Raw genomic sequence first — 22,499 nt, 5'->3', positions numbered from 1 at the left:
TTACGACAATTTGGGATGCAAGGAAAATCTTAGGGGACTAACTTTTTTGGCTGGAATCGCCCCGTACATCATAAAAAAATCCACGGCATCGCGTGGATTTTGGTTAATGCCGAGGTTTTTAGTTTTGCCGAAGGAGCGTAATTGAATCTATTTCTTCTTATTCAGCATCGCCTGTAAATCAGCAAACGGATTATAGGTGGCAGCGCCGACATCATCTTGTGCATCCTCACCGGCTACAACCGTTGAACCGTACTGGTCGGCTTCGGTGTATTTCGAGTGCTCATGGTCATGGCAATACAGACACAATAACTCCCAGTTACTGCCATCTGCCGGGTTATTGGTATGGTCGTGATCGATATGGTGAACCGTCAGTTCACGCAGGTTTGAATACACAAACTCCCGCGAACAGCGTCCGCACACCCACGGATAGATTTTGAGCGCTTTCTCACGATAGCCGCTTTCCAGCCGCTGGTAGTTTTTTGGGATCAGTGCCATTGAGATGTTACCTGTTACGAAGAGAAAATTTTATGAGAATGCCTCTAATATATCGCGTAATGAGGGAGAGGCGAAATGAAAGAGGGAGTCGGGCGCCAGCAGCCTGATCATAAAAAGAAAAACCCACGACAATGCGTGGGTTTTAAGTTAATGCAGAAACTGAAGTGCGGTTTAGACGTTGAACAGGAAGTTCATCACGTCGCCATCTTTAACGATGTAGTCTTTACCTTCAGAACGCATTTTGCCGGCTTCTTTCGCGCCTTGCTCACCTTTGTAGGTGATGAAGTCTTCGAACGCGATGGTTTGTGCGCGGATGAAGCCTTTCTCGAAGTCGGTGTGGATTTTACCGGCAGCTTGTGGCGCGGTGGCACCCACTGGGATGGTCCATGCGCGGACTTCTTTCACACCAGCGGTGAAGTAAGTTTGCAGGTTCAGCAGTTCGTAACCGGCGCGGATCACGCGGTTCAGGCCCGGCTCTTCAATGCCCAGTTCAGCCATGAACTCTTCGCGGTCAGCATCTTCCAGCTCAGCAATATCAGACTCAACCGCTGCACAGACGGCCACAACCACAGAGCCTTCGGCGTCTGCGATTTTACGCACCACGTCGAGGTAAGGGTTGTTTTCGAAACCGTCTTCGTTGACGTTCGCGATGTACATGGTTGGTTTCAGCGTCAGGAAGCTCAGGTAACGGATGGCCGCTTTGTCTTCTTCGGTCAGGTCCAGCGCACGCAGCATACCGGCGTTTTCAAGCTGTGGCAGGCATTTTTCCAGCGCAGCCAGTTCTGCTTTGGCATCTTTATCGCCACCTTTAGCGCGTTTCTGCACACGGTGAATGGCGCGCTCACAGGTATCGAGGTCAGATAACGCCAGTTCGGTGTTGATGACATCGATGTCGTCAGCCGGATCCACTTTGTTGTTAACGTGGATGATGTTGTCGTTTTCGAAACAACGTACAACGTGGCCGATCGCTTCGGTTTCACGGATGTTGGTCAGAAACTGGTTACCCAGGCCTTCACCTTTAGATGCGCCTTTTACCAGACCTGCGATATCCACGAATTCCATGGTAGTTGGCAGAATGCGCTGCGGTTTTACAATCTCGGCCAGCTTGTCGAGACGCGGATCAGGCATTGGCACCACACCGGTATTCGGTTCGATGGTGCAGAACGGGAAGTTTGCTGCTTCGATACCCGCTTTGGTCAGCGCATTGAACAGAGTAGATTTACCGACGTTCGGCAGGCCCACGATACCGCATTTGAATCCCATGTTTTTCTCACCTTAATAGCTTAGTTATCAAGCGATTAACTCTAACCGCACGATGTAATGTCCATAATTCTCCGCATTATACACGTAAACGACATTTATCTCGATCCGCTTGTGATCCCACGTGGTGCAGGCTGCGGATTAAACCTTGCCTCAGTTCCGTCATTTTTAGATACTTGTCACAATTTTTTAACTGAGCTGGAAATATACCGGATGTCTTATGTTTAGCCTGCGTGGTTTGAAGTTGTCAGAAGTGAAGAATGAAACGCTGGCCGGATTTGTGGTGGCGGTGTCGATGATCCCGGAAGCGGTGGGGTTCTCGCTGGTGGCTGGATTGTCGCCGATTGTCGGTCTGCACACGGCGTTTATTATCGGGCTGGTGACCGCGCTGTTCGGCGGCAAACCGGGCATGGTTTCCGGCGCGGCAGGTTCTATTGTGGTGGTGCTGATGAGTCTGGCGGCACAGCACGGCATGGGATACGTCCTGTGGGCGACGATTTTTGCCGGGATCATTCAGATCCTGATTGGCGTTTTCCGCCTCGGTAAATTTATCCGTCTGGTGCCGTTGCCCGCGGTTCACGGCTTTGTGAACGGGCTGGCGATTGTCATTATGCTGGCGCAGTTACACATGATTGCCGGGCAGGGACCGCTGATGTACGGGCTGGTTCTGCTGGCGATTCTGGTGGTGGTGCTGTTCCCTAAACTGACCAAAATCATTCCGTCTTCGCTGGCTGCGCTGATTGTGGTCTCCGCCGTCGCGATTGGCTTTAATCTGCATACTTTACGTGTGGGAGATCTCGCGGATATTTCCGGCGCGTTGCCGCATTTCAGCCTGCCGGTCGCTCCGTTCAATGCTGAAATGCTGAAAGTCGTGTTGCCTTATGCGGTCGTCATCGCGCTGGTCGGTTTGATTGAATCGCTGCTGACCATGACTGTGCTCGATGAAATGGGCAATAAGAAAGGTAACGGTAACCGCGAAAGTATTGCGCAGGGTGCTGGAAATACGATTTGCGGATTGTTTGGCTGTTTCGCCGGTTGTGCAATGATCGGGCAGTCGATCATTAACTTCACGTCCGGCGGTCGCGGACGCATTTCCGGTACGGTGGGCGCTATTTTGCTGATCTTGTTCGTGGTCAGTCTCTCCGGATATATCGGTCTGCTGCCGGTTGCCGCGCTGGCCGGGATTATGCTGGTTGTCTGCTACAACACCTTTGAGTGGAGTTCGTTGCGCCGCTTGCGCCGTATGCCGAAAGCCGATGTGCTGGTGATGCTGATTGTTACCGTCATTACCATTTTCACCGATCTGGCTGTGGCGGTGATCAGCGGTGTGATTATCTCGGCGCTGGTTTTCGCCTGGCAGCAGGCGCGTATCCGTATTCGTGAGCACAAAACCAAAGGCGACCTAGCGGTATATAAACTGGACGGGCCGCTGTTCTTTGGCTCTGCCGCAACCTTTGCTGAGCTGTTTAATCCTGAAAACGATCCGCAAAACGTGGTGCTGGATTTTGCCGGTACGCGGGTGATGGATTCGAGCGGGGTGGAGGCGATTGATAAGCTGACGACGCGTTATCTTGAAGCCGGTAAAAGCATCCGCCTGCGCCATCTGAGTCATGACTGCATAAGTCTGCTTAAGAAAGCCGGACCATTCTGCTCGCATGAACTCGACGATCCGCAATATTATGTCGCGGAAGATACTCTCTGAAATCCTCATGGTGTCGCCATGAAAATGGCGCACCTCTTATGTGACTTTCCTTTGACTTTACTTATAAAAACGGCTGGCAGAAAACCAATCTGCCGGACGTCCCGCCTTGCTGATAAATGCTTACAATTCGTGGCAAAAAAACGGCCAAATTCATATCGCTGAAAATTCTGTAATGTTATACGGTTACGCTCATCTGACTGCGTAATTGCTGGCTCCGTGCCCGCGTCGCGGGTTATTTTTTCTCTGCCGGAGCAGACATGAGCACAAACAAGGCATCCGGGGCTGATGACGCCGGTAAACCTCTGCGTTTTCAGGTGGCCGCCTCCCACATACGCTGGCTGACCGGGCTTATCAACGGCATTATGGTGATCAGCAGCGTGCTGTATCTGATATTGCTGATGCTGTATATGGTTTCCCCTGACTCAGTCTGGCCTTGGGTGACCGGCAATATTATGGCTGCCCTGTGGGTTTGCGCCGCCTCCCTGCAATGTGCGCGACGCATTACCCGCTGGCGCGGGCATCAGTTTGCATCTCCGGCTGAACCCGTTTTGCCGGAAAAACCTTCCGCTTTTCTCCATCGTCTCACTGCTTCAGCCCGCGTGCGCCCGCTGTTGCGTTATGTCGATGCGCACGTGTTCTTTCAGGCACTTCCAGCATTAGCCGCATTACTGCTCATCTTTCTTTTGTGGCAACTGCCTTTACCCGCTAACGAAGCAGGGGATGCGGGATATTTTGCCGGATCATTCTTCATTCTTTGCGCATTTGCGGTGCTGGTGCTTGAACGTCACTGGACGTTAAAAAATCCGCAGGAATGGCCGGAAGCCGCAAGACTGGCACCACTGCTGCGCATGCTGATTGGCGTTTTGCTACTGAGTGCCGCCGGCGTGATGTTTGCCCGTGGCACGGCGGTCTGGCCCGCGCATTTGCTGATGCTCACGGGAATTTTGCCGGCGCTGGTGGCGCTGGAACTTTTCCTGCGCGCGCTGATGGCGCTGTTTTCGCCACCGCGTGAGGACAAAGAGCCGGAGTTTATCGCGGGCAGCCTGCTGGCAGCACAAATTTGCTGGCCGCCGCGTCCGCTGCAGTTTGTGCAGAACGAATTGCATCAGCATTTCGGCATCGATCTGCGCCAGATCTGGGCATTCCATTTTATCCGCCGCGCGCTGTTGCCGCTGGCCGCATTCTTACTGCTGACGGGCTGGCTGCTGACCGGTGTCAGTGAAGTCCCGCTGACGCAGCGTGGGATTTATGAATCTTTCGGGAAACCGGTCGCGGTCAGGCAACCTGGTTTGCATCTCGGTCTGCCGTGGCCTTTCGGGCATACGCAAAGGGTCGACAACGGCGAAGTGCATGAACTTACCACCGGCGCGGAAGAACCGGCGACGGCATCGCCGGTTGAGGTTGCCGATACCGCCGAAGGCCCCGCGCCGGAAAGCGCCAACCGGTTATGGGATTCCAGCCACAGCAGCGACAAATCACAAATTATCGCCAGCGCGGGCAATGACCGGCAGAGCTTTCAAATCATGGATATGGACGTGCGGTTTGTGTACCGCATCGGCATGAACGATGACGCAGCAATGGCGAGTTTGTATCACACCGAAAATATGCCGGTGCTGATCCGCAGTATCGCCAATCAGGTGCTGGTGCATGATTTCTCCTCCCGAACGCTCGACAATCTGCTGGGCAGCGAACAGACCCGCCTTGCCGCCGATATCGGCCAGAAAGTGCAACGCCAGCTGGATAATCTCCACAGCGGTGTGGAACTGCTGGCGACGGTGATTGAATCCATCCATCCGCCAGCAGGGGCAGCGGATGCTTATCATGGCGTACAGGCCGCGCAGATCCTGGCACAAAGCGCGATTGCCGGTGAGAAAGGACAGGCCGCGCAGCAGCTGAATGCCGCGCAGCAATTTTCCCGTCTGGCGCTGGATGCTGCCACGGCACAAAGTCATGAAAATCTCGATCAGGCGCAGGTGATGACCTTGCGGTTTAACGCGGAAAATCAGGCGTATCAGGCTGGCGGGCAGTCGTTCCTGAATGAGCGTTATTTCAGCCAGCTGACGCTGGCGATGCAACAACATCCAAAAGTTTTGATTGTCGACAGCCGTATTGGTGGCGAAACGCCGCCGGTTCTGGATCTGAGAAATTTCACCCTGCCATTTACGCCCGGTGCGGATAAAGCGGCGCATTCTGTTAAAGCGGAGACTACCCGGTGAGTGATCCCCAACATACTCAATCCCACGACCATGACCACGATGCCCAACACGTGCATCATCACGGTGGCGGACATCACCATCATCATCACGCGCATTCCGGACCCGCTGCGCCGAAATTCTGGCGGCGCGCGTCGGTTGCCATCGTGCTGGTGGCGCTGATTGCCGCGTCTGCCTGTCTGGTACAGGTGCGTTCCGGCGAAGCGATGGTGATCACCCGATTTGGTGATCCGGTACGGGTGCTGCTGAATCCCGGGCTGGCATGGCATCTGCCGGTGCCGCTGGAAACTGCCATTCCGGTAGATTTACGCATTCGTACCACGTCGAGCGGTTTGCAGGATGTCGGCACGCGCGACGGCCTGCGGATCATCGTGCAGGCGTATACCGTCTGGCAGGTGAAAAACGATCCTCAGCATGTGCAGCGTTTTATACGTGCGGTACAAAACCAGCCGGATATGGCTGCCGCGCAGATACGCACGTTTATCGGCTCGGCGCTGGAAACCACCACCAGCGGTTTTGCGCTGGCTGATCTGGTGAATACCGACGCCAGCAAAATTCGTCTTTCCGGTTTTGAACAGCATCTGCATGACCAGATTGCCCGCCAGTTACTCGACAGCTACGGCATCGAACTGGTGCAGGTTGGCGTTGAGCGCCTGACGCTGCCTTCCGTGACACTGGATGCAACCGTAGATCGTATGCGTGCTGAACGCGAAACCATCGCCACCCAGCGCTCTGCTGAAGGCAAACGTCAGGCGGCCGAAATCCGGTCTTCCGCCGAGCGCGATGCCCGCGTGATTAAGGCCGATGCGTCGGTTAACGCCGCCAATATTGAAGCGCAGGCGCAGGTACAAAGTGCGGTGATTTACGCCAAAGCGTGGGCCGGTAATCCCCCGTTGTACGATTTGCTGCGCTCGCTCGATACGCTCAACAGCGTGATCACGTCCGGCACACAGCTTGTATTGCGTACCGATGCCGCACCGTTCAGACAGCTGGTCGAAGGCCCGCCGGTTTTACCCGCCGCCAATAACGAACCACATCCATGAATCCGCTGGCCCGTTTTCAGGGCAATGCCTGGTTTCAGGCGGGAAGGATGGCGTATCTGGCCTTATTTGCCATAACGCTGATTGCCGCCGCCAGCTGGCTGTTCTCCAATGTCCGCCAGATTGAGCCGGACAAACGCGCGGTGGTGATGCGCTTCGGTGCCGTATCACGCACGGCAGGTGCCGGTCTGCTGCTGGCGTGGCCCGAACCGCTGGAGCAGGTGGAAATATTACCCGCCGCCGACAGGGTGATCGAACACCATGTTACAGCCTTGCTGAGAAAAGACATTGTGCCCGCGTGGACCAATACCGGCGGCGAGAAAAGTGACGCGGTTGCCGGTGCAGGATATTTGCTGACCGGTGATTCCGGCGTGGTCCAGCTGGATGTGCAGGTGTATTACGTCATCACGGATCCGGTGGCGTTTGTGTTACAGGGCGGGCATGTATTACCGGCGCTGGATCGCTTAACCGAACACGCGGCGGTGGCGATTTGTGCCTCACGCGACCTCGACACGATTCTGGTCGCACGACCAGAAATGGTGGGTAACAGTAGCAATATCGCCGAACGACGCGAGCGGCTGCGCGGTGATTTGCGTCAGGGCATCAATCAGCAACTCGCCGCGCTGAATGCGGCGGGCAGCAGCACCGGTATTGAAGTCATGCGTGTTGATGTGCAGTCTTCTTTGCCGCCCGCGGCGGTTGATGCTTTTAATGCCGTTCTGACTGCCAGTCAGCAGGCGGAGCAAAACATCGCCAGCGCCACTAATGAGGCGGCTCGTGTGCATCAGGACGCTGTTCAGTCGGCAGATCGCGCCTTACAGGTTTCACAGGCCAAAGCCAGTGAACAGATTGCGCGGGCTTCCACCGATACCGCGACGATTGTGCAACTGGCAAACGATCATTCTCCTGAATTGTTGTGGCGTTTATGGCGCGAGCGGATGCCTGCGATCCTGGCTCATGCCGGCAGCGTGACGGCGGTTGACCCCCATGACGACGCGCATCTGATCCTGCCGGGGCCAGACCGTCCATCCTCTCAACCCTGAGGTATTTGCCCTGTGACTTCTTTTACTTCTGAAGAACCGGCAGCGAAAAGCGTGCTGCTGACGCGTCATGAACAGCGGAGCCTGTCGGCGCAGCTGCTTCTGGCGATGACCGCGTTCGGTTTGCTCCTGTGCGGCTGGATCTGGCAGTGGCTGTTCCCGCAGCAAAGCGATGTCGGGCAGATTCTGTTCGGCGTAGCGTCTTTGCTGGTGGCGGTGCCGGTATTGCGTTCGGCGATTTACAGCTTGCGCAGCCCGAGTTTGCACGGTGTTACCGATCAGCTGATTGCACTGGCGATGCTCGGCGCGTGGGCGACCGGCGACCTGATGACCGCCGCATTGCTGCCGGGCATTATGATTTTTGGTCATATTCTGGAAGAACGTAGTGTGATCGGTTCGCAGGAAGCCATTGATGCGCTCAGCCGTCTGACCCGCAGCCGCGCACGGCGGATTTTGCCCGATGGTGAGATTGAAGAGATCGACAACCATCAGCTGCGAACCGGCGACCGGGTTGAAGTCCGCGCTGGCGACCGGCTGCCCGCCGACGGGCGTGTCATCTCCGGCAGTGCCAGTCTGGATACCGCACCTATCACTGGCGAATCCGTGCCACAGGAAGCCCGTGCAGGAGACGATGTTTTTGGTGGTGCCATTAATCTCGACGGATTGCTGTCTGTTGAAGTCACGCGAACCGGCGCGGATGCCACGCTGGGTAAAGTGATTGCGCTGATGCAAAAAGCTGAACATGCCAAACCGCCGATCACCCGTCTGCTCGAGCGTTATGCCGGGCAATATCTGGTGCTGATTTTGCTGATCGCGGCGGCGACCTGGTTCATCACGCGCGATGTCCACGCCATGCTGGCCGTGCTGGTGGCGGCCTGTCCGTGTGCGCTGGTGCTTTCCGCACCCGCGACCGCAATTGCCGGTATTGCTGTCGCGGCCCGTCACGGGATCCTGATCCGCAGCTCTGCTTTTCTGGAAGAACTGGCCGATCTCAACGCCATTGTGGTGGATAAAACCGGCACGCTGACGCACGGCGAACTGCATCTGCAACAAACGGTGCTGGAGGAAAACGAATCCCCGGATGCAGTGCTTGTTCTGACGGCCAGTCTCGGCGCGGCCAGCAGCCATCCGGTCAGCCGCGCGCTGGCGAAGTTATTTCCCCGCGAACAATATTTACCACTGGAAGAGTTTTCAGAACAGCAGGGCATGGGCGTGCGGGCGCAAACTGCGCAGGGCGAGGCATTGCTGGGTCGTCCGGCGTTTTTCAGCCAGAACAACGTCGCGGTGAGTGATGTCCCTGAGCATGACGGGCCGCTGGTCGGTCTGGCGCTGAACGGGCGTTTTCTTGGCTGGTTGCTGCTGGCAGATTCTTTACGGCCTGAAGCGCAGACTGCGTTAGCCGAACTGCGTCAGCTGGGGCTGCAACGACAGCTTTTACTGACCGGCGACCGCGCCAGTGTGGCGCATCGTATTGCCGGTGAACTGGGCATCATTGATGTGGTCGCTCAGGCTTTACCTGAAGATAAACTGCATCAGGTCTCCGCTGAAATTGCCCAGGGCTACCGCCCGATGGTGGTCGGTGACGGCATCAATGATTCTCTGGCGCTGAAGGCTGGCGTGGTGGGGATTGCGATGGGCGCAGGCGGCAGTGATATCGCGCTGGCCTCTGCCGATGTGGTGCTGATAGGCAGCGATTTACGTCGTCTCGGCACGTGTGTCCGCCTGAGCCGCGCGTGCCGCCGGACGCTGAAAATCAACGTATTCATCGGACTGGGCTGGACGCTGGTGGTGATGGCTGCTGCTGCAATGGGATTGCTCGGCGTGGCGGGCGTACTGATCGCCGCATTGCTGCATAATCTGAGCACGTTGCTGGTGCTGGGTAATGCCGGACGTTTACTGCGTTTCGACGAGCCGCTCTGAACGTCTGGATTTTGTTGTTCTGTTCATATAAAGAAAACGGGCGCAAATTTGCGCCCGCGTTTCATCTTGCTTGCCGGAAATGCGCGTTAAAGCTCGGCTTTAAAGGTATGCAGACGACGCATGGTTTTTTCCAGACCTTCCTTCATCAGCAATTCAGTGCAGCGCAATGACTCATCAATTGCATCATCAATCAGCTTCTGTTCACTGGCTGGAGGCTTGCCCAGCACAAATCCCACTACTTTGCTTTTATCGCCCGGATGGCCGATTCCGATACGCAAACGGTAGAAATTCGGGTTGTTACCGAATTTGCTCTGAATATCTTTCAGACCGTTGTGACCGCCGTTACCGCCGCCAAGTTTGATTTTCGCCATGCCCGGAGGGATATCCAGCTCATCATGCGCGACCAGAATCTCGTCCGGCTCGATGCGGTAGAACTGCGCCATCGCCAGAACCGCTTTGCCGCTGAGGTTCATAAAGGTGGTCGGCACCAGCAGACGGACGTCCTGACCGGCCAGCGACAGACGCGCGGTGTAACCAAAAAACTTACTTTCTTCTTTCAGCTGCTGGTTGTGCTGACGGGCGAGAAGATCAACATACCAGGCCCCTGCGTTATGGCGGGTCTGGGCGTATTCTGCGCCGGGATTGGCCAGTCCAACGATCAATTTAATGCTGCTCACGATTTTCGCTTCTTTATCCGGTGAGGTTTAGCGGGCTAGTTTACCTGTCGCGTTTCACTGTGCCAAACATCACAAAGAATAATTCGTGCCAGTTACGCAAAATATTGAATAGTTCATTGTGCTGACTATTAACCTTTCAAACCTATATATCTGGAAAACGTAAAGATTTGTCGTTCAATGTTCTCTCTCTGTGATCGCTGCCGCAAAGTGAACCGGATGGGACGTCTATAGTTAAAGGCAGGAAAAGACAAGACAGCAATGATGCTAAGACTATCGACAACTGGAGGTGACTTATGAAACGTAAAACCGCACGAATGATCGGCAATGGCCTGATGGGACTCGGTTTACTCACAATGGTCGGTGGTGTTGGTTATTCGATTTTGAACCAGATGCCTGAACTCGGGTTGCCGCAATTCCTGGCTCATGGCGCGATCGGCAGTATTTTCGTCGGCGCCATTTTATGGGTGGCAGGAGCGAGAGTCGGCGGGCATGAACGCGTCGCAGACCGTTACTGGTGGGTTCGCCACTTTGATTCCCGCTGCGCGAACAGCAAATCGCATCGCCATTCCTGAGTCTCTTAAACAAAGTTAACAAAGTTTTATAAACAGTGTTTTATAAACAATAAAAAACCGTTGTCGCTCGCGCGATAACGGTTTTTGCATTTCTGTTCATGGCAAAACGCATTCAGGCAAAACAAAACGCCCCTGAAACAGGGGCGTAATGATTAATGCTCGAACATCGCAGAAATGGATTCTTCGTTGCTGATGCGGCGGATAGCCTCAGCCAGCATGCCTGACAGGGTCAGGGTACGCACTTTTTTCAGTGCGCGGATTTCTGCGGACAGTGGAATGGTGTCGCACACAATCACTTCGTCGATGACGGAGTTCTTGATGTTTTCCACTGCATTGCCGGAGAAAATCGGGTGGGTAGCGTAAGCGAATACGCGTTTAGCACCGCGTTCTTTCAGTGCTTCAGCGGCTTTACACAGCGTACCACCGGTGTCGATCATATCATCGACCAGTACGCAGTCACGGCCAGCTACGTCACCGATAATGTGCATCACCTGAGAAACGTTTGCGCGTGGACGACGTTTATCAATGATAGCCATGTCGGTATCGTTCAGCAGTTTTGCCACAGCACGGGCACGAACAACACCACCGATATCCGGAGAAACCACAATCGGGTTTTCCAGGTTTTGTTGCAGCATGTCTTCGAGCAGAATAGGGCTGCCGAACACGTTATCTACAGGTACATCGAAGAAGCCCTGAATCTGCTCTGCATGCAGGTCTACAGTCAGAACACGGTCCACGCCGACGCTGGACAGGAAGTCAGCAACAACTTTAGCCGTGATGGGCACACGGGCAGAACGCACCCGGCGATCCTGACGTGCATAGCCGAAGTAAGGAATAACGGCTGTGATACGACCAGCGGAGGCGCGGCGTAAGGCATCAACCATCACGACCAGTTCCATCAGGTTATCGTTAGTAGGCGCGCAGGTGGACTGGATAATGAAAATATCTCCGCCACGTACATTTTCGTTAATTTGCACGCTTACTTCACCGTCGCTGAAACGACTGACGGCGGCGTCACCAAGGCTGGTGTATAAACGGTTGGCAATACGTTGTGCTAGTTCCGGGGTGGCGTTACCAGCAAAAAGCTTCATATCAGGCACGAGAAGAACCTCAGGCTTGCGTCCAGGGAAGACATTGGCTTTTGGTACCACCGGGCGGTGAGCGGTACCAAAGCATTATGCTCACGATACTTCTAAATCTTACTACTTAAATCTGTTGAATAATTGGCTGGCAAAGAACAGACACAAAACTGCTGTGACTCTCTACGCTTTGCCCGCAGTTCTCAACCAGACTTCGCGAAAACGGTGCAACGGCGAGATATTAACACCTTGCGCGACAAAACCCCGACTCCACGATGGCATTTTGTCCAAAACCTGACGGGCGGCAAACTCAGTGTCGAATTCTGCAAACACACAAGCACCTGTCCCGGTCAGTCGCGACGGCGCGTATTCTAACAGCCAAGAAAGTAGCTGTTCAACCTCGTAAAAACGTTTTCTCGCAATCGGTTCGCAATCATTTGCGTAAGGCGTGTCCAAAAGCACATTAACAGGGCGTTTTGGTGTATTTCTGGTCAGCTCGGGATCGCCGAAAATCACCGGCGTTGGAATACTGACGCCCGGATGTGCGATCAGATACCATTTTTCCGCTGGTTCGACCGGCTGTAAAATCTCGCCAATCCCTTCGGCGAAGGCGGCATGGCCCATCACAAATACCGGCACATCTGCGCCCAGCGTTACACCCAGTTGCGCCAGTTCAGTATCGGAAAGCCCGCAATTCCAGATCGTATTCAGCGCCACCAGCACGGTCGCAGCGTTAGAAGAACCGCCGCCCAGACCGCCGCCCATCGGAATACGTTTTTGCAGCGCAATGTCTGCTCCCTGAGGCGTGCCCGTATGCTGCTGCAATAAACGCGCGGCGCGCACCACCAGATTATCTTCGGCAGCCACACCCTCAACCGGGGTGGTCAGGACGATGTCGCCGTCGTCACGAACGTTAAAACTCAGGCTGTCACCGTAATCGACAAACTGAAACAGCGTCTGCAAATCATGGTAGCCATTCGGGCGCTGCCCGGTGATATAAAGGAACAAATTGAGTTTAGCCGGAGAAGGCCACAATTGCTGCGTCATCTCAGTTTAGCGTCCAGTTATCCATTTTCAGTTTGATACGCTGTTCGCCCTGAGTCATTTCCAGACGCTGCGGCAGGGAGGGTTTGGCGTCATCGTCATAGCTCTGATAGACCACGGTGCCCGCTTTGCCGTTCTGCGTGAATTTAACCTGAGACAGACGGTACTGGCTGTCGAGCGTGAAATCGGTGCCATCGCCTGGCAGGCCAAGCATCCAAAGACGCAGATTAGCCAGCGGGATCGACATGCCGGTCAGCTTCTGGATCATGTCATCAGGATTATCACTGGTATAGCGTTTGCCTTCATTATTGGTCAGCTGCGCAATACCGCTTTGCACTTTAAGCTCCATTTCGGTGCTGCCCAGCGGATTGGTCAGCAATAAACGGTAGCTGTCCGGGGAATATTGTTGCCAGAAGAAGCGGGCATAGACTTTCTGTTTATCGGAAAGATAAGCGAAAGAACCGCGGGTCTGATAATGCTCGAGCTGTTTAACCTGAGCTTCATGTTCACGCCACTGCGGAGAAGTCGGGCTGGTCGCCGGGCCTTTCGGCGCGTTAATCGAACAGGCGGCAAGCACTAAGCTTGCAAGAGGAAGAAGGCGGACAAAGTGTGCTTTACGCATTGGCATAACAGATAAAATCCTTTGTGCTTTGGCGAAATGGGATGCCATGGCAAATGTGGCGTGCGTCAGTTTAGCACAGCAGAAGCGTTGGATGATCTCAACCCTGCGCAGATGATCGGCGATCAATTCGTTTTGGGACAATGCTGATGTGTAAAAGGATTTAACCGAAGGTGCTGTTCGCCTTTTATTGATCTCGCGCATCTTGTAGAATGCGCAGCAGACGTAAACCCATACTATTATAAAGTATAAGCCGATAACCGCTCCCGATATGACCCTGCTTGCATTAGGTATCAACCACAAAACAGCCCCGGTGTCTCTGCGTGAACGGGTAACATTTTCACCCGAGACTCTCGATCAGGCGCTTTCCAGTCTGCTCCAGCAACCGCTGGTGCAGGGCGGAGTCGTGTTGTCTACCTGTAACCGCACTGAGTTGTATCTCAGCGTTGAGCAGCAGGAAAATCTGCAGGAACAGCTGGTTAAGTGGTTATGCGATTACCATCATCTGAGTGAAGATGAAGTCCGCAAAAGCCTTTACTGGCATCATGATAATGAAGCCGTCAGCCATCTGATGCGCGTCGCCAGCGGACTGGATTCACTGGTTCTCGGTGAGCCGCAAATTCTCGGGCAGGTGAAGAAAGCCTTTGCGGAATCGCAAAACGGTCAGGCCGTTTCCGGTGAACTGGAACGTCTGTTCCAGAAATCCTTCTCGGTGGCCAAGCGTGTCCGTACTGAAACGGATATCGGTGCCAGCGCCGTCTCTGTGGCGTTCGCTGCCTGTACGCTGGCGCGCCAGATTTTCGAATCCCTTTCAGATGTGAATGTGTTGCTGGTCGGTGCGGGTGAAACCATCGAGCTGGTTGCGCGTCATCTTCATCAGCATAATGTGCGTCACATGATGATTGCCAACCGTACGCGCGAACGTGCGCAGTCGCTGGCGACGGAAGTGAACGCAGAAGTGATCAGCCTGCAGGATATCGATTCCCGCCTCGCTGAAGCCGACATCATAATCAGTTCCACCGCCAGTCCGTTGCCGATTATCGGTAAAGGTATGGTCGAGCGTGCATTAAAAGCCCGCCGTAACCAGCCAATGCTGATGGTGGATATCGCCGTTCCACGTGATATTGAACCGGAAGTCGGCAAACTGGCGAACGTCTATCTGTACAGCGTCGATGACCTGCACAGCATCATTCAAAACAATCTTGCACAACGCAAAGCGGCGGCCATTCAGGCTGAAACTATCGTGGAGCAGGAGAGTTCAAACTTCATGGCCTGGCTGCGTTCGCAGGGAGCCGTTGAAATTATTCGTGATTATCGCTCGCGTGCTGATATTATTCGCGCCGACGCACAAGCAAAAGCTCTCGCCGCCATTGCGCAGGGCGCTGACGTCGAAGCGGTGATCCATGAATTAGCCCATAAATTGACAAACCGCCTTATTCACGCACCAACCCGTTCTCTGCAACAGGCAGCCAGCGACGGTGATGTGGAGCGTTTGCAAATTTTACGCGACAGCCTCGGGCTGGGTCAGCAATAGTTCTCCTTTTCTCACAGGGTTAAACACCACGCATGAAGCCTTCTATTGTTGCCAAACTGGAAGCGTTACAAGAGCGCCACGAAGAAGTGCAGGCGATGCTTGGCGATGCCAGCGTCATTGCCGATCAGGATAAATTCCGCAGTCTTTCCCGCGAATATTCACAGTTAACGGCTGTTTCTGAATGTTTTCTGGCCTGGCGTAAGGCACAGGAAGATTTAGAAACCGCTGAGATGATGCTCAACGATCCTGCTCTTAATGATAAAGAAATGCGCGAAATGGCGCAGGATGAGATCAAAGAGTGCAAAGCCAATATCGAAGAACTCGAAGAAAAATTACAGCTTCTGTTACTGCCAAAAGATCCAGACGATGAACGCGGTTGTTTTCTGGAAATTCGTGCTGGAACCGGCGGTGATGAGGCGGCTATTTTCGCCGGTGACTTATTCCGTATGTACAGCCGCTACGCCGAAATGCGTCGCTGGCGTGTAGAGATCGTGAGCGCCAGTGAAGGTGAGCACGGCGGTTACAAAGAAGTGATCGCCAAAATCAGTGGTGAAGGCGCTTACGGCCAGTTCAAATTTGAGTCAGGTGGTCATCGCGTTCAGCGTGTACCGGAAACCGAATCTCAGGGGCGTATTCATACCTCCGCCTGTACCGTAGCGGTGTTGCCTGAAATTCCTGAAGCCGAACTGCCAGAAATCAACGCCGGTGATTTGCGTATCGATACGTTCCGTTCATCGGGCGCGGGCGGTCAGCACGTTAATACCACCGATTCGGCTATTCGTATTACGCACATTCCTACCGGTATCGTGGTGGAATGTCAGGACGAACGTTCTCAGCACAAAAACAAAGCCAAAGCGATGTCAGTGCTGGGAGCGCGTATCCGTGCTGCTGAAATGGCGAAACGTCAGGCTGAAGAGTCTTCAACACGCCGTAACCTGCTCGGCAGCGGCGATCGTTCAGACCGTAACCGCACCTACAATTTCCCGCAGGGGCGCGTTACCGATCACCGTATCAACCTGACTATTTATCGTCTGGATGAAGTGATGGAAGGTAAACTGGACAGTCTTATCCAGCCGATCGTGCAGGAGTATCAGGCCGATCAGCTCGCCGCACTTTCAGAGCAGGATTGATGGATTTTCAGTCCTGGCTGCGTGACGCCACCGGTCGTCTGGCTGCGGGTGAAAGCCCGAAGCGTGATGCTGAAATCTTGCTCGGCTTTGTGACTGGCCGGGCAAGAACTTTCATCATGGCTTTTGGTGAAACACAACTTTCCGCTGAACAGCTTCAACAGCTCGAAACCCTGCTGGCGCGACGTGAGCAGGGTGAGCCGGTTGCGTATCTGACCGGAGAACGCGAATTCTGGTCGCTGCCTCTCTCTGTTTCTCCTGCCACATTAATCCCTCGTCCTGATACCGAATGTCTGGTCGAACAGGCGCTGGAACGTCTGCCGTCTGAACCTGTCAGTATTCTCGATTTAGGAACCGGCACCGGTGCCATCGCGCTGGCTTTAGCCAGTGAACGGCCTGACTGCCAGGTCACCGGGATTGATCTGCAACCCGATGCTGTCAGCCTGGCGCAACACAATGCACAGAAGCTAAGTATCCTGAATGCGCAGTTTTTGCAGGGCAGCTGGTTTACGCCGGTTGCCGGAGAACGTTTTGCGCTGATTGCCAGTAATCCCCCTTATATTGATGCTAAAGACTCGCATCTGTTTCAGGGAGATGTGCGTTTTGAGCCCGCGAGCGCACTGGTGGCAGATAATGCCGGTCTGGCTGATCTCGCACATATTATTGCCGCTGCACCCGCGTATCTTCAGAAAGGCGGCTGGTTATTGCTTGAACATGGCTGGCAACAGGCGGCGGATGTACAAAGACTTTTCCAGAATGCCGGCTATCAGCAGGTGATGACCATCAAAGATTATGGCGGGAATGATCGTGTCAGCCTCGGGCAATGGCAGCCATAATGACGCATCATCAATTTCTAAGAACATCACTCCTTAAGAACAACTGACAGAAAGGAAACAGACAATGGCGTCGTATGTCTGGATTAAAAATCTGCATTTGCTGACAATCACGCTGAGCATTACGCTGTTTGTCCTGCGATTTTTTTGGAAATGGGCGGGTTCTGCTATGATGCAGAAACGCTGGGTGAAGGTTGTTCCACATATTGTGGATACTTTACTGCTATTAAGTGGTATTTCGCTTATCTTCATCACACACTTTTATCCGTTCAGCCCACAGGGAACCTGGCTGACCGAAAAGATTTTTGGCGTTATTATCTATATTGCGTTGGGTTTTGTAGCCCTGAGCAAGCGACCAGTGAGTCAGAAAACCCGCTGGCTGGCCTTTATCCTGGCGCTTGCTTGCCTGTATGTGATTCTTAAACTGGCGCTGACGAAAATACCGCTGCTAATGGGATAACTATGAGTACCCTTGCTGATTTTGAATTTAACACCGCCCGGCTCAGTGCCGGGGTGATCAAAGTAACAGAATCCGTGCGTTTTGATTTTAATCCGGACGAAGTTCGCCACCAGTTGCAATTGCTGGTTGATGAAGCGCGCAGCGTCGTTCCTGCGGATCTTGATCAGGATCAGCAGCTCGAAGTGTTGATTGAACTGTTTTACCGTACCTGGGGTTTTGGTGGCGCGGGGGGCGTTTATCGCCTGTCTGACGCTATCTGGATAGACAAAGTGTTGTCATCACGCCAGGGAACCCCGGTTTCGCTGGGGGTGATTTTCCTGCATATTGCGCATGAGCTTGATCTGCCGCTGATGCCGGTTATTTTCCCGACACAACTTATCATGCGTGCCGACTGGCTCGATGAAGAAATGTGGCTGCTCAATCCTATCAACGGCGACACGCTCAATGAGCACATGCTCAATGTGTGGCTGAAAGGCAATCTGGGCGTGACGGCGGAAATCGAAGATGATGATCTAGATGAAGCGGAAAATACGCTTATCGTGCGTAAAATGCTCGACACGCTTAAAGCCGCACTGATGGAAGAAAAACAGTTTGAACTGGCTCTTCGTGCCAGCGAAACCGTATTACAGTTCGACCCGGAAGACCCGTATGAAATCCGTGACCGTGGGCTGATTTACGCCCAGCTGGAATGTGATCATGTGGCGATCAACGATCTCAATTATTTCGTTGAACAGTGCCCGGAAGACCCGATTTCAGAAGTGATTAAAGTGCAGATCCACTCGATTGAGCACAAGCAAGTGACACTCCATTAATTTATAATTACCTCTCGTTCCATCTGATAAATGTTGATAAAACAGCCGGTTGCGGCAGATTCAGATGAAGGATTTTTTACTAAAAGGCCAAAGTATGAAACATAAAGTGGTTAGCATTCAGGACATCAAAGTCGCCAACGACCTGCCGTTTGTGTTGTTCGGCGGGATGAACGTACTGGAATCTCGCGATATGGCGATGCGCGTCTGTGAACATTACGTCACCGTGACCCAGAAACTCGGTATTCCTTACGTGTTCAAAGCGTCTTTCGATAAAGCCAACCGCTCATCTATTCATTCTTACCGCGGTCCGGGCCTGGATGAAGGTATGAAAATCTTCCAGGAACTGAAAAAAGCTTTCGGTGTAAAAATCATTACTGACGTTCACGAATCCTGGCAGGCACAGCCTGTTTCTGAAGTGGTTGACGTGATCCAGTTGCCAGCGTTTCTGGCGCGTCAGACTGATCTGGTTGAAGCCATGGCGAAAACCGGCGCTGTCATTAACGTGAAAAAACCACAATTCGTCAGCCCGGGTCAGATGGGTAACATTGTTGATAAATTCAAAGAGGGCGGCAACGATCAGGTTATCCTGTGCGATCGTGGCAGCAACTTTGGTTACGACAATCTGGTTGTCGACATGCTGGGTATGAACGTAATGATCAACGCCACTGGCGGTCATCCGGTCATCTTCGACGTGACTCACGCACTGCAAACACGTGACCCGTTTGGCGCAGCATCCGGCGGTCGTCGTGCTCAGGTAGCAGAACTGGCACGTGCGGGTATGGCGGTCGGTATTGCAGGCCTGTTCATCGAAGCGCACGAAGATCCGGAACACGCGAAATGCGACGGTCCTTCTGCATTGCCGCTGGACAAACTGGAGCCTTTCCTGGTGCAAATGAAAGCTATCGATGATCTGGTGAAAAGCTTCCCGGCACTCGATACCAGCAAATAATCTGTCTCAGCCGGATAAAACAAAGGCGACCTTCGGGTCGCCTTTTTCGTTTAGTGGTGATTGTGAAGGGCATCCTGCAGGGAACTATAGAAACTGAGTTTTCCTTCAACCGGATGCATTCTGGCACGGGCCATGGTTTTCAGGGGCTGGAAGGGGATTTCGGCAAGCCGCAGTTCGGTACCTTCCGGTAAACCGTCGATATAGTGCTGCAACGCATTAACGCCACCGGCATCAAGAACAGCCACACGATCCCACAGCAAGACAATCACTTGCTTACCGGAACTGCGCGCCTGTAATTCACTGAACAGGCGCTCAGCCGCAGCGAAGAACAGCGGACCGTTAACACGCAGCACCAGCGTATTTTCCGCCGTTTCGCCAGGGACTTCCGTCAGCCGCGTCAGTTTCGCTATCCGACGCATAAACAGTAAAGACGCCATCACGATACCGGCAGTAATGGCAATCACCATATCAAACAGCACCGTCAGGCTCATGCAGGTCAGCATCACCAGAATGTCGTCTTTCGGTGCGCGGCGCAGGATATCCACCACTTTATGCGCCTCGCTCATATTCCACGCCACCATCAGCAGCAGCGCGGCCATCGCCGCCAGCGGTAACCAGGAAAGCAGCGGCGCGAGAATAAGCAGGGCGAGGATCACCAGCAAGGAGTGGATCACAGCAGACACCGGCGATGTCGCACCGGCACGAACGTTAGCGGCGGATCGGGCAATGGCCGCCGTCGCCGTAATACCGCCAAAGAAAGGGCTGACCATATTGCCAATACCCTGACCGATCAGTTCATTGTCCGAATGGTGTTTCTTGCCGGTCATCCCATCGAGAACCACAGCACACAGTAACGATTCAATTGCACCGAGCATTGCCATGGAAAACGCAGCGGGCAGCAGCGCCTGCACCAGAGACCAGCTCAGTCCGCTGCCATCGGGTTGAGTCCACGGCAGGGCGAATTGCGGCAAGATAGGCGGGATGCCGTTACCTTGCGAGCCATCCGGTAACAGGAAATGAAAGCGGGAACCGATAGTCGCAACCGGATGCCCGGCCTGCATGAAAATCGCCATTACCGCGCAACCGGCCAGCAGCGCCGGAAGATGGCCGGGAACGCGCAATCCCAGTTTCGGCCAGAGGATTAAGACCCCGAGCGTCACAATGCCAATCGCTGCATCGCCCATATCCAGCGTTGGCAATGCCATCACCAGCGCGGCAACTTTACTCAGATAATGTTCAGGCACCGTCGCCATCGTCAGACCAAAGAAATCCTTGAACTGCATCGTCCCGATAGTAATCGCAATGCCGGAGGTAAACCCGAGCGTGACGGGCAACGGGATATATTCAATCAGCCTGCCAAAACGCGCCAGCCCCATTAGCAGCAACATAAAGCCGGACATCAGTGTCGCCAGCAACAGGCCGGATAAGCCGAATTGCTGCGAAACCGGATAGAGGATCACCACGAATGCCGCGGTCGGGCCTGATACGCTAAAGCGAGAGCCGCCGAAAATAGCGATAATTATCCCGGCTACCGCTGAGGTATAAAGTCCGTACTGCGGCGGAACGCCACTGCCAATGGCCAGCGCCATCGCAAGGGGGATAGCGATAATCCCGACGGTTACGCCCGCAATGGCGTCTTTGAGTAAACGTTGAAAGGTATATTTTTCACGAAAACAGGCGTCGGTCAGAGCACTGAAAAGTCTGATGCGGCGACTTCCTGAGATATTCATAGGGCGTAAACCACCTGGGAGAAGAATTGATAATAACCCGGTATTCCTTCACCGGAAAAGTCACAGCCTACGCCGGTCTGACTTGGGTTACGTAGATATAAATCAAGACTCGATAACACTTTCCTGTGTAGTCTTCATTTTATTGTAACGGGTGGCAATGTGATGTGCCGCCAGTTATTTTACATGCGAATACGACGAAGGCATTCATCATCTATATTTATGTTAATACCCGTGAATCGACAGGTAATAGCGTGAGAGGACGCATTTAATTATGCCGGATATATTTTCGCTGACCAGCCTGTATGCGGATATTTGTGTCACGTACGCCACGCTCTCGATCAGCTTTTTTGTCCTCAGCCGCAGTGAGCCTTTTACCTTCAAAGGGTCGTACTGGAAACGCCTGGCCTTCGGCCTGGTGGCGGGCATCACGTCGCTCTATTTGCGGGGCAATCAGCTGGCGCTAACGGACAGCCTTTCTTTTAGTTTTGAAATGTTGCCGATGATTTTAGTGACTTTTTTCGGCGGCTGGCTCAGTGGGTTATCCAGTTATTTCGTGGCATTTTTCTTCAGCGGTATGTTCACGCTTAATAATCTATTTATCGCAATAATCCTCTGCACCCTGTTTTTATTCCGTGTCTGGCAACGGCGGAAACACCGTGAACTTTACATTACCATTGTGCTGATCGGTATTTTCCGTCTGGCGCTGGTTTCCGGATTGCATGGCATTAAGGTGCCATGGACGGAGCTGATTTTTTATCAGCTGGTGGCCGCATTCTGCATGATCCTTTGTTATCACGCGCTGAATTATAAAGAAATCTACATGAGCAAAGTGTTCACCATCCGCGTGAAGGCGGCGACTGATGAACTGACGCAAATTAACAACCGGGCCAGTATTGATTACTGGCTGGCGCAGCGGCAAACGCAGCGGGAAGCCTGCGGCTTAATTCTGCTCGATATCGATAACTTCAAACGGGTGAATGATACCCTTGGGCATCTGGCGGGCGATCGGGTATTAATTGAAGTAGGACGTTTATTACGTCACCTGACACGCAATGAAGATTTCGCCGGGCGTTACGGCGGCGAGGAGTTTCTGGTCATGACGTCGGCTTATGACCCGCCGACGCTGCTGGCTATAGCGGAACGCTTCCGCCAGGAAGTCGAAAACTGCGTGATCATTCTGGAAGATGGCAGGGAACTTAAAGTGACGGTGTCATTAGGCGTGTCATTGTATTTGCCGGGAATGATTATCCGCAAGTCGCTAAAACTGGCGGATTTATCATTATATGAGGCCAAACGGCAGGGCAAAAACCGCGTGGTCGCCAGCTCGATCCTGACACTGGCTACGCTCGGTACGAAACGTCATTATTCCAGAATGTAAAAAGGAGCCTTAAAA

Annotated in this window: 20 protein-coding genes; 13 read left to right on the top strand and 7 right to left on the bottom strand. The window is 53.6% G+C overall.

Going from position 1 to position 22,499, the window contains the following annotated elements:
* Positions 1-147 precede the first annotated feature (147 nt).
* Both yajD and ychF read right to left on the bottom strand, forming a co-directional pair.
* Positions 148-495 carry an HNH nuclease YajD gene (gene yajD / locus ACJY2G_RS13915; protein WP_112288719.1) on the bottom strand — a complete coding sequence of 116 codons (348 nt, stop codon included), beginning with the start codon at positions 493-495 and terminating at the stop codon, positions 148-150.
* Positions 496-666: 171 nt separating this feature from the next.
* The gene (ychF, locus tag ACJY2G_RS13910; RefSeq protein ID WP_112288718.1) at positions 667-1,758 is read right to left on the bottom strand and encodes a redox-regulated ATPase YchF; all 1,092 of its coding nucleotides are present in this window, start codon (positions 1,756-1,758) and stop codon (positions 667-669) included.
* Between the two features lie 217 nt (positions 1,759-1,975).
* Between ychF and ACJY2G_RS13905 the strand changes: the two genes are divergently transcribed.
* The 5 genes from ACJY2G_RS13905 (at position 1,976) to ACJY2G_RS13885 (ending at position 9,670) form a co-directional block, all read left to right on the top strand.
* The gene (locus tag ACJY2G_RS13905) at positions 1,976-3,457 is read left to right on the top strand and encodes a SulP family inorganic anion transporter (RefSeq protein WP_430320197.1); all 1,482 of its coding nucleotides are present in this window, start codon (positions 1,976-1,978) and stop codon (positions 3,455-3,457) included.
* 257 nt (positions 3,458-3,714) lie between these two features.
* Entirely contained in the window at positions 3,715-5,673 is a 1,959-nt protein-coding gene (locus tag ACJY2G_RS13900; protein WP_430320198.1) for an SPFH domain-containing protein, read from the top strand.
* The gene (hflC, locus tag ACJY2G_RS13895) at positions 5,670-6,713 is read left to right on the top strand and encodes a protease modulator HflC (RefSeq protein WP_430320199.1); all 1,044 of its coding nucleotides are present in this window, start codon (positions 5,670-5,672) and stop codon (positions 6,711-6,713) included. The genes ACJY2G_RS13900 and hflC overlap by 4 nt, the downstream gene beginning before the upstream one ends.
* Positions 6,710-7,753, top strand: a complete 1,044-nt coding sequence (gene hflK / locus ACJY2G_RS13890; RefSeq protein WP_120162518.1) for a protease modulator HflK — start codon at positions 6,710-6,712, stop codon at positions 7,751-7,753. Before hflC ends, hflK begins: the two co-directional genes overlap by 4 nt.
* Before the next feature lie 12 nt (positions 7,754-7,765).
* Positions 7,766-9,670 carry a cation-translocating P-type ATPase gene (locus ACJY2G_RS13885; protein WP_439291837.1) on the top strand — a complete coding sequence of 635 codons (1,905 nt, stop codon included), beginning with the start codon at positions 7,766-7,768 and terminating at the stop codon, positions 9,668-9,670.
* 86 nt (positions 9,671-9,756) lie between these two features.
* On the opposite strand, the gene pth is transcribed toward ACJY2G_RS13885, so the two are convergent.
* Positions 9,757-10,347: an aminoacyl-tRNA hydrolase gene (pth, locus tag ACJY2G_RS13880; RefSeq protein WP_037034067.1), complete on the bottom strand. Its 591-nt coding sequence runs from the start codon at positions 10,345-10,347 to the stop codon at positions 9,757-9,759.
* 293 nt (positions 10,348-10,640) lie between these two features.
* Between pth and ychH the strand changes: the two genes are divergently transcribed.
* Positions 10,641-10,919 carry a stress-induced protein YchH gene (gene ychH / locus ACJY2G_RS13875; protein WP_112288712.1) on the top strand — a complete coding sequence of 93 codons (279 nt, stop codon included), beginning with the start codon at positions 10,641-10,643 and terminating at the stop codon, positions 10,917-10,919.
* Between the two features lie 152 nt (positions 10,920-11,071).
* Here ychH and prs read toward each other — a convergent pair whose 3' ends face one another.
* The 3 genes from prs to lolB form a co-directional block, all read right to left on the bottom strand.
* On the bottom strand, positions 11,072-12,019 hold the full coding sequence (gene prs, locus ACJY2G_RS13870; protein ID WP_013575591.1) for a ribose-phosphate diphosphokinase: 948 nt from the start codon (positions 12,017-12,019) through the stop codon (positions 11,072-11,074).
* 162 nt (positions 12,020-12,181) lie between these two features.
* The gene (gene ispE, locus ACJY2G_RS13865; RefSeq protein ID WP_430320201.1) at positions 12,182-13,045 is read right to left on the bottom strand and encodes a 4-(cytidine 5'-diphospho)-2-C-methyl-D-erythritol kinase; all 864 of its coding nucleotides are present in this window, start codon (positions 13,043-13,045) and stop codon (positions 12,182-12,184) included.
* A gap of 1 nt (position 13,046) precedes the next feature.
* Positions 13,047-13,670, bottom strand: coding sequence for a lipoprotein insertase outer membrane protein LolB (gene lolB, locus ACJY2G_RS13860; protein ID WP_120162521.1), 624 nt, complete (start codon positions 13,668-13,670; stop codon positions 13,047-13,049).
* Positions 13,671-13,932: 262 nt separating this feature from the next.
* On the opposite strand from lolB, the gene hemA reads away from it, so the two are divergent.
* From hemA to kdsA, 6 genes are all read left to right on the top strand, one after another.
* Positions 13,933-15,195 (top strand): glutamyl-tRNA reductase, encoded by a 1,263-nt coding sequence (hemA, locus tag ACJY2G_RS13855; RefSeq protein ID WP_120162522.1) that lies wholly within the window; start codon positions 13,933-13,935, stop codon positions 15,193-15,195.
* A gap of 32 nt (positions 15,196-15,227) precedes the next feature.
* The gene (gene prfA, locus ACJY2G_RS13850; RefSeq protein WP_129638275.1) at positions 15,228-16,325 is read left to right on the top strand and encodes a peptide chain release factor 1; all 1,098 of its coding nucleotides are present in this window, start codon (positions 15,228-15,230) and stop codon (positions 16,323-16,325) included.
* Entirely contained in the window at positions 16,325-17,158 is an 834-nt protein-coding gene (gene prmC, locus ACJY2G_RS13845; RefSeq protein ID WP_430320202.1) for a peptide chain release factor N(5)-glutamine methyltransferase, read from the top strand. The genes prfA and prmC overlap by 1 nt, the downstream gene beginning before the upstream one ends.
* Before the next feature lie 64 nt (positions 17,159-17,222).
* The gene (locus ACJY2G_RS13840; RefSeq protein ID WP_112288706.1) at positions 17,223-17,615 is read left to right on the top strand and encodes a SirB2 family protein; all 393 of its coding nucleotides are present in this window, start codon (positions 17,223-17,225) and stop codon (positions 17,613-17,615) included.
* Between the two features lie 2 nt (positions 17,616-17,617).
* Positions 17,618-18,427, top strand: a complete 810-nt coding sequence (gene sirB1 / locus ACJY2G_RS13835; RefSeq protein ID WP_112288705.1) for an invasion regulator SirB1 — start codon at positions 17,618-17,620, stop codon at positions 18,425-18,427.
* Positions 18,428-18,521: 94 nt separating this feature from the next.
* Positions 18,522-19,376, top strand: a complete 855-nt coding sequence (kdsA, locus tag ACJY2G_RS13830) for a 3-deoxy-8-phosphooctulonate synthase (protein WP_120162524.1) — start codon at positions 18,522-18,524, stop codon at positions 19,374-19,376.
* 50 nt (positions 19,377-19,426) lie between these two features.
* On the opposite strand, the gene dauA is transcribed toward kdsA, so the two are convergent.
* Positions 19,427-21,106, bottom strand: a complete 1,680-nt coding sequence (gene dauA / locus ACJY2G_RS13825) for a C4-dicarboxylic acid transporter DauA (protein WP_129638273.1) — start codon at positions 21,104-21,106, stop codon at positions 19,427-19,429.
* A 271-nt stretch (positions 21,107-21,377) separates the two neighbouring features.
* Here dauA and ACJY2G_RS13820 point away from each other — a divergent pair, with 271 nt between their 5' ends.
* A complete protein-coding gene (locus ACJY2G_RS13820; RefSeq protein ID WP_430320203.1) occupies positions 21,378-22,484 on the top strand; it encodes a GGDEF domain-containing protein in 1,107 nt (368 codons plus the stop codon).
* Positions 22,485-22,499 lie beyond the last annotated feature (15 nt).

Origin of the sequence: Rahnella sp. ATs2, assembly GCF_051851855.1 — a bacterium.
Taxonomy (GTDB): Bacteria; Pseudomonadota; Gammaproteobacteria; order Enterobacterales; family Enterobacteriaceae; genus Rahnella; species Rahnella variigena.
The sequence above is the reverse complement of the archived record's forward strand: the minus strand, read 5'-3'. Positions and strand labels throughout refer to the sequence as shown.